This is a genomic window from Vibrio harveyi NBRC 15634 = ATCC 14126 = KCTC 12724, assembly GCF_001591145.1.
Lineage (GTDB): Bacteria > Pseudomonadota > Gammaproteobacteria > Enterobacterales > Vibrionaceae > Vibrio > Vibrio harveyi.
Genome location: NZ_BCUF01000022.1, coordinates 1 through 14,969, shown reverse-complemented (window position 1 = coordinate 14,969; position 14,969 = coordinate 1). Strand labels below are relative to the sequence as shown.

The following is a 14,969-nucleotide window of genomic DNA, read 5'->3' as shown; positions in this document are numbered from 1 at the left end:
AATAAAAGGGTCACGTCAGAAGCGTGAATCGTACTGCAATCTGACTTCATAAATAATCTATTCTCGGCGCGGTTTCAACAAATTATCCGCGCGATGCTAAAACCTAGTGCTTTTGTTGGCTGATGTTTACACTCAACTCCTGATATACTCACGACAATTTTTCCAACCAGATGTCAGGCATGATCGCAAAAACATTCTCCTCTGAGGGCGCGTTAGGCAAAGCCATTCCGGGCTTTCAAGCTCGCCAGCCACAAATCGATATGGCAGAAGCTGTCAGCAGTGCGATCAAAGACCAAACTCAGCTGGTGGTTGAAGCAGGAACGGGAACGGGGAAGACCTTCGCTTACCTTGTACCTGCGCTATTAAGCGGCAAAAAAGTCATCATCAGTACCGGGTCGAAGAACCTGCAAGAGCAGTTGTATCACCGTGACTTGCCGTTGATGGTCAGTGCTTTAGGCTTTTATGGACAAGTTGCGTTACTAAAAGGTCGCTCCAACTACTTATGTTTGGATCGTCTTAGCCGACAAATGGTCGAGAGCCATACCAATGAAGCCGATCCAACACTGTTGACTCAATTGGTTAAAGTCCGAACTTGGTCGTCTGAGACCAAAACGGGCGATTTAGGGGACTGTGAGGATCTGCCAGAAGACAGCATGATCATCCCGACCATTACTTCAACCAACGACAACTGTTTGGGCAAAGAGTGTCCGAGCTACACCGATTGTTTCGTCTTAAAAGCACGCAAACGAGCAATGGATTCAGACATTGTTGTCGTTAACCACCACTTGTTCCTTGCAGACCTTGCGATCAAAGAAACCGGCTTTGGTGAATTGATCCCAGAAGCTGACGTGTTTATCTTCGACGAAGCCCACCAGCTTCCAGACATTGCCAGCGAATATTTCGGGCAGTCGATCTCTAGCCGTCAGATCCAAGAGCTCGCCAAAGACATTGAGATTGCCTACCGTACAGAAGCAAAAGATATGCGCCAACTACAAAAAGTCGGCGATAAGCTGATGCAAAGTGCCATGGATATGCGCATCGTGTTAGGTGAGCCGGGCTTTCGTGGTAACTGGCGTGAAGCGTTGCAATCGGAATCGATCAAACGTGAATTAGTGCGTTTAACCGATAGCTTAGATTTGGCGATTGATGTATTGAAACTGGCGCTAGGTCGAAGCCAATTGCTGGATACCGCCTTTGAGCGTGCCAACCTGATCAAAGGACGAATTGATCGCGTTTGTGATGTCGATATTACCGGTTACTCATACTGGTATGACACTTCTCCACGTCACTTTGCTTTGCACATTACGCCGCTATCGGTGGCGGACAAATTCCATGAGCAAATCGAAATCAAACAAGGCGCGTGGATTTTTACTTCTGCAACCCTAGCGGTATCGGGCGACTTTAAACACTTTACCGACCGTCTCGGCTTGAAGCCGAAGCAGCAGTTTTCGTTGCCATCTCCGTTTGATTACGAGAAGCAAGCACGCTTGTGTGTACCTCGTTATTTACCAGAGCCAAACAGCCCTGGCTTAGCCGACAAACTGGTGCGAATGCTTGCGCCTGTGATTGAAGAGAACGATGGGCGTTGTTTCTTCCTTTGTACTTCGCACAGCATGATGCGTGAGCTTGGTGAACGCTTCCGTGAAGTATTGGATCTGCCTGTGCTGATGCAAGGTGAGATGAGCAAACAAAAGACCCTTGCCGAGTTTATGGAGCTAGGTAATGCATTGCTGGTGGCGACGGGTGCATTCTGGGAGGGGATCGATGTTAGAGGTGATGCGCTGAGCTGTGTTATCATCGACAAATTACCGTTTACTGCCCCTGATGACCCGCTACTCAAAGCCCGAATCGAAGATTGTCGATTACGTGGTGGTGAGCCGTTTGCAGAAGTGCAAATCCCAGATGCGGTTATCACGTTAAAGCAGGGCGTAGGACGTTTGATTCGAGACCAAAAAGACCATGGAGCTTTGATCATTTGCGACAACCGTTTGGTGACGCGTGATTATGGTGGCATCTTCCTTGGCAGTTTACCGCCCATCCCAAGAACACGGGATTTAGAACGAATCAAAACATTCCTAAAAACAGAACAACCTGCCGCAGACTAATGCGCTGTGGCATCAATAAATTAAAGAAGAATTGTAGAGAGTTACATGAGCGCAAAAATTCTTGCTATCGATACGGCAACTGAGAACTGTTCAGTTGCGCTACTGGTTAATGACCGAGTGATTTCACGTAGTGAAGTGGCTCCTCGTGACCACACTAAGAAAGTACTGCCTATGGTAGACGAAGTACTGAAAGAAGCCGGTCTAACTCTACAAGATTTAGACGCATTGGCGTTTGGTCGTGGTCCGGGCAGCTTTACTGGTGTTCGTATCGGTATTGGTATCGCGCAAGGTTTGGCGTTTGGTGCTGACTTACCAATGATTGGCGTTTCAACGCTGGCTGCGATGGCACAAGCAAGCTACCGCCTGCACGGTGCAACGGATGTTGCGGTTGCGATTGATGCGCGTATGAGTGAAGTTTACTGGGCACGTTACACTCGCCAAGAAAACGGTGAATGGGCGGGTGTGGATGCAGAATGCGTTATTCCACCAGCACGACTTGCGGAAGAAGCGCAAGCAGACGACAAAACGTGGACTAAAGCAGGTACTGGTTGGGATGCTTACCAAGAAGATCTTGGCAAACTGCCACTCAACTTAACGAGCGGTGATGTGCTTTACCCTGATTCACAAGACATTGTGATTCTTGCTGAGCAGGAGCTTAAGAAAGGCAACACAGTTCCAGTAGAAGAATCAAGCCCGGTTTATCTGCGTGATAATGTGACGTGGAAGAAACTTCCGGGTCGCGAATAATCGGTCTTTCAATGATATGACAAAGTGCAGGGCGTTCGCCCTGTATTTTTATGGAGCGTTATGGCGTCTATCAATGGTTTACCTCCTGCGTTAATACCGGGTGCAAATCGCACCAATAAAGTCGGTAAAAAAGGGCAGGTAAAGAAAGCTCAAGATAAGCAGCCCGTTGGTCAACCTTCTAAGGTGGCGAACGCTGTCGCGCATTCCATTAAGCAAGTGGATGAGTCTCAGATTCATCGCGCTCAAGTGCAATATGATTTGCCCGAGGGTCATGCTCGCAAAGCAATGGAACAGTATATGGACGTCATGAATCGAGCGAAGAAAGAGGAACTTGCTCAATTACTTGGTGTCGATATCTATGTGTAAAACAACGAATTTATAGTGGGGGTTTATGAAACTTTCTGGACGTATTTTTCTGGTTATTATCGCAGCATTCGGGCTTTCTGCCTGTAGTTCTCTTCCTGAAGAGCTGAATGCAAGCACCGAGCAGGTTTTGACGGATTACAAAGCCTTTGCTGAAGACCAAGGACAGGCTGCTAACGATGTCCGTCTTGGTGGTGTTATCGCGAAAGTGGATAACTTGAAAGACCAAACGCGTCTGGAGATCGTAAATCTGCCAATCAGCAAATCAGGCAAGCCGGACATCGATCAAGAACCAACGGGTCGCTTCGCGGTTTATTTTGATGGTTACTTAGAGCCAGTTGCTTTCAGTAAAGGTCGAATCATTACCGTGGTGGGTAAAGGTGCGGGCGAAGAAGAAGGCAAAATTGGCGAGCACCAATACATCTTCCCTGTCATCAAAGGCGATGGCTACCGTTTATGGAAGATTGAAGAGCGTGTACGTATGTATGACACGCCAACCTATTACTACCCTTGTTACTCCATTAACTGTCGCATGATGCGTTCGGATTTCCCGCAAGATGGCAAGGTGATCAAGAAGGTTAAATAATCTGTGATGAATGAGCGCCGTTTCGAACTCCCAAATGGGAGCATGGCAGCCTTAGAGATCGGAAACGAAAAAACGACTGCTTGTTCAGTCGTTTTTCTTCATGGGTGGATGGATAACGCGGGTAGCTTCAAAACCTTGATGAACGCCATCCATCAGCACAACCCTGATCTTCATCTACTGGCAATTGACCTATTTGGTCATGGCTTATCCAGTCATAAATCCTCAGACAATTACTACCCCTTCCACGACTATATTGCTGATTTACACCAATTATTGGATGAATTATCGCCAAACAGACTGGTGTTAGTAGGGCATTCACTAGGCGCTTTAATCGCAAGTTGCTATAGTGCTGCCTTTCCTGAACAGGTCGAAGCGTTAGTGCAAATTGAAGGAGCGGGTCCACTCGCAGAACAACCTTCCAATAGCGTAAAACGACTGCGTGATGGTGTCCTTAGCCGGCAACGTCAACGCAACAAACCGGAGCGAGCTATCGCTTCTTTCGATCTGGCGTTAAAGCTACGCATGCAAGCGAATCACCTGACCGCCGAGCAGTTGATGTCAATCGTAGAGCGCGGAACTGAATGTCGCGAGAACCAATGGTTTTGGCGACACGATGCCAAATTAAAGTGCGATTCTCTTTATCGCATGGCACAGGACCACGCGAACTCGATCACCAGCCAAATACGCTGTCCGCACCTAATCATATTGGGTGACAAAGGATTTCAGCATTTACAGTCTAACCAAGTCGATTGGGGCGAAAATCCACCGAATGTGGTTTCTGTCGCGGGTGGGCATCATTGCCATTTAGAGCAAACACTCGAGGTCGCAAAGCGAATTCTTGGTGTAGTTAACAAAATTTAAACAAGTGTTTGAGAGTTACGTGCTCAAGCACGTTTGCTGTGCTGTAATAGTGCTCAAAATAAAAAGGACGCTATTTTTTAGCCAGTTATAAACGAGGAGTAACATCGTGGATAAACCATGGCTTTCACGTTATCCAAGTGACGTACCTGAAACCATTAATCCAGAGCAATATGAGTCTTTGGTAGAAATGTTCGAGCAGTCTGTTCAAAAATACGCAGACCAGCCGGCATTCATGAACATGGGCTCGGTCATGACCTTCCGCAAATTGGAAGAGCGTAGCCGCGCATTCGCCGCATACCTACAAAACGAACTTAAGCTGAAGAAGGGCGACCGCGTTGCTCTTATGATGCCAAACCTGCTTCAATACCCTGTCGCGCTATTTGGTATTTTGCGTGCAGGCTGTATCGCTGTGAACGTGAACCCACTTTACACTCCTCGTGAGCTTGAGCACCAGCTAAACGATGCTGGCGCAACAGCGATCGTTATCGTTTCTAATTTCGCGAACACACTAGAGCAAATCGTAGAAAACACGCCAGTGAAACACGTGGTTCTGACCAGCCTTGGTCAAATGTTGCCACGTGCAAAAGGTACGCTTGTCGACTTCGTGGTTAAGTACGTGAAGGGCATGGTGCCTAAGTACGATCTACCGGGTGCAATCTCAATGCGTAAAGCGCTGCACAAAGGTCGTCGTCTTCAGTACGTGAAACCATTTATGTCTGGCGATGATATCGCATTCCTACAGTACACTGGTGGTACAACGGGCGTAGCGAAAGGCGCAATCCTGACGCACCGCAACATGATCGCTAACGTAATGCAGGCGAAAGGTGCTTATGGTCCTGTATTGTCTCCGGGTCGCGAGCTTGTTGTTACGGCGCTGCCGCTTTACCACGTATTCGCGCTGACGGTGAACTGTCTACTGTTCGTTGAGATGGGTGGTAACAACCTGCTTATCACTAACCCGCGTGATATTCCGGGCTTTGTGAAAGAGCTGCAAAAATACCAGTTCACTGCGATTACTGGCGTAAACACGCTGTTTAATGCACTAGTGAACAACGAAGACTTCCATGAGCTAGATTTCAGAAACCTTCGCCTAGCAGTAGGTGGTGGTATGGCAGTGCAACGTGCCGTCGCTGAAAAATGGCAAAAGACCACAGGCTGTTACCTACTAGAAGGTTACGGTCTAACAGAATGTTCTCCATTGGTGGCGGCTTACCCGCACGACCTAGTGGAATACAACGGTTCTATCGGTCTGCCTGTGCCATCAACTGAAGTACGTATTGTTGATGAAGAAGGTAACGCACTAGCAAATACTGAGACAGGTGAGCTTCAAGTTCGCGGTCCTCAAGTGATGCAAGGTTACTGGCAGCGTCCAGAAGCGACCAAAGAAGTGATCAACGAAGACGGTTGGCTATCGACGGGTGACATCGTTAAGTTTGATGATGAAGGTTTCCTACACATTGTTGATCGTAAGAAAGACATGATTCTTGTGTCTGGCTTTAACGTTTACCCGAACGAAATCGAAGACGTGGTTGCTCTACACGGAAAAGTGCTAGAAGTCGCGGCAATCGGTCAGCCTCACGAAGTGTCTGGCGAGTTGGTGAAGATCTACGTTGTAAAACGCGATCCGAGCCTAACCAAAGACGAAGTGATTGCACACTGTCGCCAACACCTAACTGGCTACAAAGTGCCGAAGTTGGTTGAGTTCCGTGAAGATCTACCTAAGACCAACGTAGGTAAGATCCTTCGTCGCGTACTGCGTGAAGAGAACGATGCAGAGCTAGCGAAGAAGAGCGCATAAGCGGATTTCTTTGTGCAACAATCATTTATTGCCAAATAGTGTTAGAATGCCAGCGTTTTGCTGGCATTTTTTTATAGCGAGAAGCATGTGAACTATCAGATCATTACGAAAAACAAAGACCTAGAAGAAGTCTGCGCTCTAGCAAGAGAAGCCGACGTAGTTATGCTGGATACCGAATTCGTGCGAATCAGGACTTACTATCCGCAACTAGGTTTGATTCAGCTTTTCGATGGCAAACAACTTTCCCTTATCGACCCGACCGAACTGACTGACATGACGTCGTTCGTCGAGTTGCTAAAAGACACCTCAGTGCTAAAAGTACTGCACGCGTGTGGTGAAGATTTAGAAGTCTTCCAAAATGCCTTTGGCTGCACACCATTCCCAATGGTGGATACTCAGTTGATGGCAGCATTTTTGGGTCACGGTCTGTCGACGGGCTTTGCTACGCTGGTGGAAGAATACCTAGGCGTGGAGCTAGATAAGAGCGAATCTCGCACTGATTGGATGGCGCGCCCACTTACTCAAAAGCAGCTTGATTACGCCGCGGCCGACGTACACTACCTAATGCCTCTTTACGAGAAGCTATTAGATAAAGTGAACGAAGCAGGCTGGTGGGAAGCGGTTCAGCAAGAGAGTGACCTGCTTGTATCAAAGCGTATTCGTAACTTAAATGAAGAAACCGTCTACCTAGATATCAAAGGTGCATGGCAACTAAGACCGGCTGAACTAGCGATTCTTAAGCCTTTGGCGACTTGGCGCTACCGCGAAGCGATTAAGCGTGACCTAGCGTTGAACTTCATCTTCAAAGAAGGCGACTTGCTGACGGTGGCTCGCCTTGGGTTGACAAACTTTAAGAAGATGGAAGCGGAAGGCATCGACATTCGTGCGATTAACCGCCATGGCGCACGAATTGCGGCTATCGTGAAAAGTGCAAAGCAAACTCCTGCCGATGATTACCCAGCGAAAATCGAACGTTTGATGGATTACCCAGGCTACAAGCAAATCTTCAAGAACATGAAAGATGTGGTGAAGGTAGCATCGCAAAAATCAGGCTTGGCGACCGAGTTCTTGGCGTCTAAAAAGCAGATCAACCAAATCATCAGTTGGGTATGGAAGAAAGACCGCGATCCAGCGCGTCTACCGGATGTGATGCAAGGCTGGCGTCTTGAATTACTCGGCGAGAAGATGAATAAGGTGCTGAAGTAAGTACCAAATAAAAAAGGTTGGCACTATCGCCAACCTTTTTTGTAACACGCATTTGTAATTGGCTTTGAAGCCAAAACCTATTTTCAACAACCCGAGCACGCTAGTCGTAGATTCTGAATCACGCTCGTGCCTCGCTGTTCAGAATGACGAAGGGGTCTTGAGTCATTCCAGCGAAGCTGGGTGAAAGCCAAAAGCTTAAGTGAGACTAGGAATCTACTGACAGCCCGCTTTAAAGCCAAAACCTTCTTTCACCAAGCCGAGTACTCTGGTAATAGATTCTGAATCGCGCTCGTACCTCGCTGTCCAGAATGACGAAGAGGAAGACTCTCAAGCAAAGTCGAAAAGTAATTACTTCTCGTCTTCTGGCAACTTCACGTTTAGCTCAAGAACCGAAATATCATCGTCCTTGTGCTCAAACGTCAAATCCACCATGTTTGGATCAATCGCAACGTATTTGCTGATCACCTTCAAGATGTCCTCTTTCAATTGAGGCAAGTAAGAAGGCGCAGGATCGTTCTGGCTACGACGCTCAGCAACGATGATCTGCAAACGCTCTTTGGCTAGATTCGCAGAAGTTTTCTTTTGCGGGCGGAAAAATTCTAATAGTGACATTTCTAGCCTCCGAATAGTCGTTTAAAGATTCCTTTCTTCTCCTCGGTAAGGAAACGAAATTCAACCTGGTTGCCCAGTAGGCGGTCTACCGTATCAGAGTAAGCCATGCCTGCGTCTGTGTTCTCGTCAAAGATCACTGGCACACCTTTGTTTGATGCGTTTAGAACTGCTTGGCTTTCTGGAATCACGCCCAGTAGAGAAATGTGTAGGATCTCTTCTACGTCTTCAACGCTTAGCATTTCACCTTGTGTTACGCGAGATGGGTTGTAACGCGTCAGCAATAGGTGCTGCTTAACAGGCTCAAGACCTTGCTCAGCACGTAGAGACTTAGAATCCAAAATACCTAGGATGCGGTCAGAATCACGTACCGAAGACACTTCTGGGTTCGTTGTCACAATCGCTTCATCTGCGTAGTACAGCGCCATCAGAGCTCCTTGCTCGATACCTGCTGGCGAGTCACAGATGATGAATTCGAAGCCCATTTCATCCAACTCAGTGAACACACGTTGCACGCCATCTTTGGTTAGCGCGTCTTTATCACGTGTTTGAGAAGCTGGAAGAATGAATAGGTTATCTGTGCGCTTGTCTTTAATCATCGCTTGGTTAAGCGTTGCTTCACCGTTGATGACGTTAACAAAGTCATACACCACGCGGCGTTCACAGCCCATGATAAGGTCGAGGTTACGCAAGCCGATATCAAAATCGATCACCGCAGTCTTTTTGCCCTTAAGAGCCAGACCAGAGGCGATGGCTGCGCTTGAAGTGGTTTTACCAACGCCACCTTTACCAGACGTTACTACAATAATGCGTGCCATTTTATTTCCTTTTTAGACTAAATCGTGAGTGTTTCTAGATGTAATGATTCTTCGGCTTTACTGATCATTACTTTCTTTTGCCAATACTCACTCTCAATTTGATCGCTCAACCAGTAATCTCCAGCAATGGAAACCAGTTCAGCTTGTAAATCGTGACAAATAATTCGTGCTTCTTGTTGACCACTCGCCCCAGCAATGGCGCGTCCGCGTAGAGTGCCATGAATGTGGATAGAGCCATCAGCAATCACTTCTGCACCAGCGCTTACGTGTGCTAGTACAACCAAGTCACCGTCTTTGGCGTAAATCTGCTGACCAGAACGCACAGGCGTACGAACGATTTTGGTCGGCGCCATTTTCGCTGGTGCTTGAGTTGGAGATTTGCTCGCAGACATGATGGCGAAGCCCGCTTCTGAGGCAAGGTTTTGAACGCGCTTATCTTTACAGCCAGTCACACCAACCGGAATAAACCCTGCATCGGCGATGCCTTGTTTAAGTGTGGTGAAATCAATGTCGCCTTCTACTTTTGCTATATTGATAACCAGAGGTGCGGATGCGAAGAAAGAGGGTGCTTGAGAAACCTTTTCTTGCAAAAATTCGACAGTCTTAGCGATCTCGTTGTCAGAAAGGTGTAAAACTGACAATGTAAAACTGCTACCTTTAAGGTCAGGTGAATGGGTCATCGTGGACTTCTTGCCTTTATTGAAAGAGCGTTGCCTTAAACTAGGTCTGTCATGTTATATTTCATCCTTTAGCGCAGCAAGTTCTCAAGCGGGCAAATAAGTGAATTAATCTCAAATTTGCTATCAAGTTTGCGAGAATTTTACGTTTTCAACAAAATCCGCACTCAAAGCGGGTAAATCAGCACAAAAGGCTCGTCATGCTTTGTTCTATTTATAAAAGCTCCAGAAAAGAAGGCACTTATCTCTATATTCCGAAAAAGGATGATTTCTCACAGGTTCCTGACACGTTAATGCAGATGTTCGGTAAGCCTATGCCGGTGATGACAATCAAACTTGATGGTCGTACTTTGGCACAAGTTGATGTCGAGAAAGTGAAAACGTCACTAATCAATGATGGTTTCTTCCTACAGGTTCCGCCTCCGCCGGAAAACCTACTAGAAAAATACAAAGAACAAAAAGCCCAGCAGAAAGGCGAATAACGTCACCGCTTTTCATCTGGGAATTCTGCCTCGCTCAAGGAGGGCGATATGAAAAAGATACTGGCAGTAATGCTCAGCGTTGGTATGTGCACTTCAGCCTTTGCAAGCAGCGATGGCTTTGATGAATACCTAAATAAATTGCGTGCAGAAGCGCGTGATAAAGGCATTTCCGAACAGGTGATCAGTGCCGCTTTTGCTGATGTGGAATACAAACCACGAGCAGTCAAAGCCGACCGTAACCAACCTGAGAAGAAACTGACGTTAGATGAATACATTCCGCGCGCGGTACCTGAGTGGAAGGTAAAACAAGCGAAGCAACTGTATAAAGAACACTACGCTGAGCTAAAACGCATTGGTGATGAGTTTGGCGTGCAGCCGCGATTTATCGTTGCACTTTGGGGCGTGGAAAGTAACTTCGGTAAGTTCACTGGTAACTTCCGCGTGATCGACGCGTTGTCGACCATGGCGTTTGAGGGTCGCCGTGAAGAGTTCTTCCGTAAAGAAACCATGGCGGCACTACAAATCCTAGATGAAGGTCATATCGAGCTAGAGAACTTCAAAGGTTCTTGGGCTGGTGCGATGGGTCAATGTCAGTTTATGCCAAGCTCATTCCTACGCTTTGCCGCGGATGGTAACGGCGACGGCAAGAAGGACATCTGGCAATCAGAAGCTGACGTGTTTGCTTCTACTGCGAACTACCTAAGCAAATCTGGCTGGGATGATAAGTTCACCTGGGGTCGTCAGGTTAAAGTGCCACACGGCATTGACCACAACCTGCAAGGTCGCGAAGCGGAAAAAGGTAAGTACCTGCAAGACTGGAGCAAGCTTGGCATCACCAAATACGATGGCAGCCCACTTCCTAAGCTGGACGAAGACATCAAAGCATGGTTGATCATGCCAGACGATGAGAACGGTCGTACTTACCTGGTGTACAACAACTACAATGTGTTGATGAAGTGGAACCGCTCTTACTACTTCGCACTGGCGGTAAGTCATTTAGCTGACCGCATCACATTCTAGATTGAATGTATAAACGAATAAAAAGGGGCTCTTCGGAGCCCTTTGTTTTCTCTATTTGAAACGAGGTTTGCGTGTTATCTGAACGTGCTGCACAAATGGTGATCTTCTCGGCGTTGATCAAACATAAAAACTTTACCGCTGCGGCAAAGAGCTTAGGCGTGTCTGTTTCTCACGTCAGTAAACAGCTCAGCCAGTTGGAAGCTTCACTGGGTATCAAGCTCGTGCAACGCACCACGCGCAGCTTCACGCCAACCGAAGCGGGGCAAACCTTCTATCACCATTGTGAACAAGTGGTGCAAGCCGTTAGCAGTGCCACGTTAGAGATGGAAAGCCAACGCGATGAAGTCGCCGGTTTGGTTCGTCTCGGTTTGTCGCAGTCTTTTGGCACGTTGCACATCATCCCTGCCATTCAAGAACTTCGTGAGAAATACCCGCAACTGCAAGTCGAAGTGCATTTGTTCGATTACAAAGTCGATATGCTCGAAGAAGGCTTGGATCTGTGGATTACCAATAATGAACATTTGCCAGAAGGTTACATTGCTCAGCGCTTAGCAGATTGCCAATTTGTGGTTGCTGCTTCGCCAGATTACTTACTCAAGTTCGATACGCCAACCGAACCGAATGACTTGTCGCAGCACAACTGCCTTATTTACCGCAGTTGGGAGCGTGACTACACCAGTTGGGCGTTCACCAATCGCGAGCAAGAGCTCAACGTGAAAGTCTCTGGCAACTACTCGGTCGATTTAGCAGAAGCGGTGCGTGATGCCGCAATCGCAGGGTGGGGGATTGCTTACTTAGCCACTTATTTGCTGGGGGATGAATTCCGCTCAGGCAAACTAATACAGCTTCTACCTGATTGGAGAGCCAGCCAATCCATGCCGTTTTATGCGGTGTACCCAAGCCGTCAACATATGCCGAAAAAGATCTCAGCAGTGATCGAGTTCATCAAACAAAAGATCGGATCGCCTTGCCATTGGGATCAGCGATTAGCACCGTATATTTCGATTCCGAAGTAGGGAATACATAAGGTGATTTGAATCACAAAATTTTTCCAAATCCAGAAACATCTTTTCCATTTGGAAATAATAACTTTAGGCAAACGTTTATCTTTATTTAATTCAAAGAGTTATTTTTCTGGTTAAAGAGTGAGCAGGCGAGATTCTCAGCCTGTTAACATCCCCAACTTGCAGCTTTTTTTACGCTCTATACAATCCGACGCCTTTCCTGTTCCCCCTTTTGTCGGATTCATTTTATGAACTCAATTCTTGGTATCGTAGCCATCCTATTCGTAGCATGGCTGCTTTCGACTAACCGTAAGAACATTCGTCTACGAACGGTGTCTTTGGCTTTTGCTCTGCAAGTAATCTTCGCGCTATTGGTACTTTACGTACCAGCGGGTAAAGAAGCGCTTAACGCAGTAACTGGCGCGGTTTCTAACCTAATCAACTACGGTCAAGAGGGCATCGCGTTCCTATTCGGCGGTCTTGCGACCAACGGCTTTACCTTCGCGATTAACGTACTTGGTATCATCATCTTCTTCTCGGCACTGATTTCTGGTTTGTACCACATCGGTCTAATGCCAAAAGTGATCAACCTAATCGGTGGTGGTCTTCAGCGTTTGCTAGGTACAGGTCGTGCAGAATCGTTATCTGCAACAGCGAACATCTTCGTTGGTATGATTGAAGCGCCGCTTGTAGTAAAGCCATACCTGAAGCACATGAGTGATTCTCAGTTTTTCGCAGTAATGACTGGTGGTTTGGCATCGGTTGCTGGTGGCACGCTAGTAGGTTACGCATCACTGGGTGTGGATCTTAACTTCCTAATCGCAGCGGCATTTATGTCTGCGCCTGCGGGTCTTCTGATGGCAAAAATCATGATGCCAGAGACAGACACCACAACACCAGATATCGACCTAGATCAAGTAGAAATGCCACGCGCAACCAACGTGGTTGAAGCAATGGCAGACGGCGCAATGTCTGGTTTACGCATCGCAGTGGCGGTAGGTGCAACCCTACTGGCGTTCGTGAGCGTTATCGCGATGCTAAACGGCATTCTAGGCTGGTTCGGCGGTCTATTCGGTATGGAACTGAGCTTCGAGCTAGTACTTGGCTACCTATTCGCACCAATCGCATGGTTGCTAGGTATTCCTTGGAATGAAGCTATCGTGGCTGGCTCACTAATCGGTAACAAGATTGTAGTAAACGAGTTCGTTGCCTTTATCCAACTGATGGAAGTGAAGTCTCAGCTAAGCGCACACTCACAAGCTATCGTAACCTTCGCACTGTGTGGTTTCGCAAACATCTCAACCATGGCAATGCTGATTGGTGGTCTAGGCTCACTCGTACCAGAGAAGCGTTCATTCATCTCGAAATACGGTTTCCGTGCAATCGCAGCAGGCGTAATGGCGAACCTGATGAGTGCATCAATCGCTGGCGTGATTCTGAGTCTTTAATTGAAAGGCGATGGAAGGTTCCCTTAAGTGGGGATCTTCTTCCAATTGAAGTAATAGAAAGAGAAGAAATGAGTATCCCTAAAGGCATTTAGGGATACTTTTTTTCGTTAAGCGGCTTTAAGATCTTTTGCTTGAGCTAGGTGCTCTTGAATGCTTAAAGCCAATGCTTTTGCAAAAGGGACAGCAACAGCATTACCAATCATCTTGTAGCCCGCTGCAACATTGTTGTAAACGAACTCAAAGTCATTCGGGAAGCCCTGAATTCGTGCACACTCACGCACACTCAGACGGCGATATTTGTCTTCGTGACCTTCCACAAACTTAAACTTGTCTGTCTCTACTTTTTCCATTTTTGGCGCGCCTGGGTGAATCGGTGCGTGGCGACCGCCAGCCTGAATGGTAAAAGAAGGCTCATCCCAAGTTCTCACTCGGTTTCGAGACATAAACATCGTAGAGAAACCGCCAATCATGTACTCGTGGTTTAGCACTTTTACATCTGGGTTTGGCTTCTGCTTGTCTAATGCAGGCACTGCCGTTCCATCAAGGTCTGCAATCACGTGCTTCAAGGTGCGGCGTTCTGTTTTTTCCATTGGTTCTGGGAATGTGTACTTGATGTTTAAGTCACTTCTGAAGCCAATAAAGATAACGCGCTTTCTGTCTTGCGCAGCGCCGTAATCAACCGCGTTCATCATCTGGTAATACAAATCATAACCAGCATCTTTAAACATCTGCTTGATGTTGTTGAGCGCGTTTGCATGGCGTGTGTGCTGCATTCCACTTACGTTTTCAGCCAAGAAGAACTTGGGCTTTTTCGCTTCTAGGATACGGATAAAATCGAAGAACAGCTGACCACGCTTGTCTTCGATACCACGTTGTGCACCCGCTTCACTCCAGCTTTGGCATGGTGGACCACCAATAATACCATCACATTCAGGCACTTCATCCGCATCAATGTTTGTGATACTACGTCTGTCCAACGTAGTGTGAGGATGGTTCTTCTCGTATGTCGCCCAAATATCTTTATCGTATTCGTTAGCCCAAGTTACATTGAACCCGGCTTGTTCGAACCCTAGGTCTAAGCCACCAGCCCCAGCAAAAAAAGAAACGATTCGTTGTGTCATGCTCTGATATATGTCGTCTAAATAATGGGCGTATTGTACCAACTTACTGTACATAAGGCCAGTGATTTTTTCTCACGTTATTTCAATAAGTTGAATGTATGGCTGCACTTATACCCAAGTAACC

The 14,969-nt window shown here is 47.1% G+C and carries 15 protein-coding genes; 11 read left to right on the top strand and 4 right to left on the bottom strand.

Annotated features, from left to right (window positions below):
• Window positions 1–179 precede the first annotated feature (179 nt).
• From yoaA to rnd, 7 genes are all read left to right on the top strand, one after another.
• Window positions 180–2,105 carry a DNA repair helicase YoaA gene (gene yoaA, locus VHA02S_RS12810; RefSeq protein WP_009698575.1) on the top strand — a complete coding sequence of 642 codons (1,926 nt, stop codon included), beginning with the start codon at window positions 180–182 and terminating at the stop codon, window positions 2,103–2,105.
• Window positions 2,106–2,150: 45 nt separating this feature from the next.
• Window positions 2,151–2,852 carry a tRNA (adenosine(37)-N6)-threonylcarbamoyltransferase complex dimerization subunit type 1 TsaB gene (gene tsaB, locus VHA02S_RS12805; RefSeq protein ID WP_005446440.1) on the top strand — a complete coding sequence of 234 codons (702 nt, stop codon included), beginning with the start codon at window positions 2,151–2,153 and terminating at the stop codon, window positions 2,850–2,852.
• Window positions 2,853–2,912: 60 nt separating this feature from the next.
• Window positions 2,913–3,218: a hypothetical protein gene (locus VHA02S_RS12800; protein ID WP_005437006.1), complete on the top strand. Its 306-nt coding sequence runs from the start codon at window positions 2,913–2,915 to the stop codon at window positions 3,216–3,218.
• A gap of 25 nt (window positions 3,219–3,243) precedes the next feature.
• Window positions 3,244–3,801 carry a Slp family lipoprotein gene (locus tag VHA02S_RS12795; protein WP_009698574.1) on the top strand — a complete coding sequence of 186 codons (558 nt, stop codon included), beginning with the start codon at window positions 3,244–3,246 and terminating at the stop codon, window positions 3,799–3,801.
• Window positions 3,802–3,807: 6 nt separating this feature from the next.
• A complete protein-coding gene (locus VHA02S_RS12790) occupies window positions 3,808–4,662 on the top strand; it encodes an alpha/beta fold hydrolase (protein ID WP_038898865.1) in 855 nt (284 codons plus the stop codon).
• A 106-nt stretch (window positions 4,663–4,768) separates the two neighbouring features.
• Window positions 4,769–6,460 carry a long-chain-fatty-acid--CoA ligase FadD gene (fadD, locus tag VHA02S_RS12785; protein WP_005446443.1) on the top strand — a complete coding sequence of 564 codons (1,692 nt, stop codon included), beginning with the start codon at window positions 4,769–4,771 and terminating at the stop codon, window positions 6,458–6,460.
• 87 nt (window positions 6,461–6,547) lie between these two features.
• Window positions 6,548–7,666, top strand: a complete 1,119-nt coding sequence (rnd, locus tag VHA02S_RS12780; RefSeq protein WP_005437016.1) for a ribonuclease D — start codon at window positions 6,548–6,550, stop codon at window positions 7,664–7,666.
• Between the two features lie 348 nt (window positions 7,667–8,014).
• On the opposite strand, the gene minE is transcribed toward rnd, so the two are convergent.
• From minE to minC, 3 genes are read right to left on the bottom strand one after another with little or no spacing between them, the layout of a single operon-like run.
• Window positions 8,015–8,278, bottom strand: a complete 264-nt coding sequence (minE, locus tag VHA02S_RS12775; protein WP_005437690.1) for a cell division topological specificity factor MinE — start codon at window positions 8,276–8,278, stop codon at window positions 8,015–8,017.
• Between the two features lie 2 nt (window positions 8,279–8,280).
• Window positions 8,281–9,093, bottom strand: a complete 813-nt coding sequence (gene minD / locus VHA02S_RS12770) for a septum site-determining protein MinD (RefSeq protein WP_009700098.1) — start codon at window positions 9,091–9,093, stop codon at window positions 8,281–8,283.
• A 17-nt stretch (window positions 9,094–9,110) separates the two neighbouring features.
• Window positions 9,111–9,773, bottom strand: a complete 663-nt coding sequence (gene minC, locus VHA02S_RS12765; RefSeq protein ID WP_005446451.1) for a septum site-determining protein MinC — start codon at window positions 9,771–9,773, stop codon at window positions 9,111–9,113.
• Window positions 9,774–9,970: 197 nt separating this feature from the next.
• Here minC and VHA02S_RS12760 point away from each other — a divergent pair, with 197 nt between their 5' ends.
• The 4 genes from VHA02S_RS12760 to VHA02S_RS12745 all read left to right on the top strand — a co-directional run bounded on the left by VHA02S_RS12760 (window position 9,971) and on the right by VHA02S_RS12745 (window position 13,724).
• Complete coding sequence (locus VHA02S_RS12760) at window positions 9,971–10,252, top strand: YcgL domain-containing protein (protein ID WP_005430875.1); 282 nt, start codon at window positions 9,971–9,973, stop codon at window positions 10,250–10,252.
• A 48-nt stretch (window positions 10,253–10,300) separates the two neighbouring features.
• A complete protein-coding gene (locus VHA02S_RS12755) occupies window positions 10,301–11,272 on the top strand; it encodes a lytic murein transglycosylase (RefSeq protein WP_005446455.1) in 972 nt (323 codons plus the stop codon).
• A 71-nt stretch (window positions 11,273–11,343) separates the two neighbouring features.
• On the top strand, window positions 11,344–12,288 hold the full coding sequence (locus tag VHA02S_RS12750; protein WP_005446456.1) for a LysR family transcriptional regulator: 945 nt from the start codon (window positions 11,344–11,346) through the stop codon (window positions 12,286–12,288).
• A gap of 236 nt (window positions 12,289–12,524) precedes the next feature.
• Window positions 12,525–13,724 (top strand): NupC/NupG family nucleoside CNT transporter, encoded by a 1,200-nt coding sequence (locus tag VHA02S_RS12745; RefSeq protein WP_005446458.1) that lies wholly within the window; start codon window positions 12,525–12,527, stop codon window positions 13,722–13,724.
• Window positions 13,725–13,831: 107 nt separating this feature from the next.
• On the opposite strand, the gene VHA02S_RS12740 is transcribed toward VHA02S_RS12745, so the two are convergent.
• Window positions 13,832–14,845 carry a DNA cytosine methyltransferase gene (locus VHA02S_RS12740; protein WP_005446460.1) on the bottom strand — a complete coding sequence of 338 codons (1,014 nt, stop codon included), beginning with the start codon at window positions 14,843–14,845 and terminating at the stop codon, window positions 13,832–13,834.
• Window positions 14,846–14,969 lie beyond the last annotated feature (124 nt).

Bases quoted from the DNA above. Each gene is read 5' to 3' on its own strand.
- VHA02S_RS12745 (WP_005446458.1), top strand. From the start codon at position 12,525: ATGAACTCAATTCTTGGTATCGTAGCCATCCTATTCGTAGCATGGCTG.
- VHA02S_RS12790 (WP_038898865.1), top strand. From the start codon at position 3,808: ATGAATGAGCGCCGTTTCGAACTCCCAAATGGGAGCATGGCAGCCTTA.
- minE (WP_005437690.1), bottom strand. From the start codon at position 8,278: ATGTCACTATTAGAATTTTTCCGCCCGCAAAAGAAAACTTCTGCGAAT.
- VHA02S_RS12740 (WP_005446460.1), bottom strand. From the start codon at position 14,845: ATGACACAACGAATCGTTTCTTTTTTTGCTGGGGCTGGTGGCTTAGAC.
- yoaA (WP_009698575.1), top strand. From the start codon at position 180: ATGATCGCAAAAACATTCTCCTCTGAGGGCGCGTTAGGCAAAGCCATT.
- VHA02S_RS12755 (WP_005446455.1), top strand. From the start codon at position 10,301: ATGAAAAAGATACTGGCAGTAATGCTCAGCGTTGGTATGTGCACTTCA.
- minD (WP_009700098.1), bottom strand. From the start codon at position 9,093: ATGGCACGCATTATTGTAGTAACGTCTGGTAAAGGTGGCGTTGGTAAA.
- tsaB (WP_005446440.1), top strand. From the start codon at position 2,151: ATGAGCGCAAAAATTCTTGCTATCGATACGGCAACTGAGAACTGTTCA.
- minC (WP_005446451.1), bottom strand. From the start codon at position 9,773: ATGACCCATTCACCTGACCTTAAAGGTAGCAGTTTTACATTGTCAGTT.
- VHA02S_RS12760 (WP_005430875.1), top strand. From the start codon at position 9,971: ATGCTTTGTTCTATTTATAAAAGCTCCAGAAAAGAAGGCACTTATCTC.
- VHA02S_RS12800 (WP_005437006.1), top strand. From the start codon at position 2,913: ATGGCGTCTATCAATGGTTTACCTCCTGCGTTAATACCGGGTGCAAAT.
- VHA02S_RS12795 (WP_009698574.1), top strand. From the start codon at position 3,244: ATGAAACTTTCTGGACGTATTTTTCTGGTTATTATCGCAGCATTCGGG.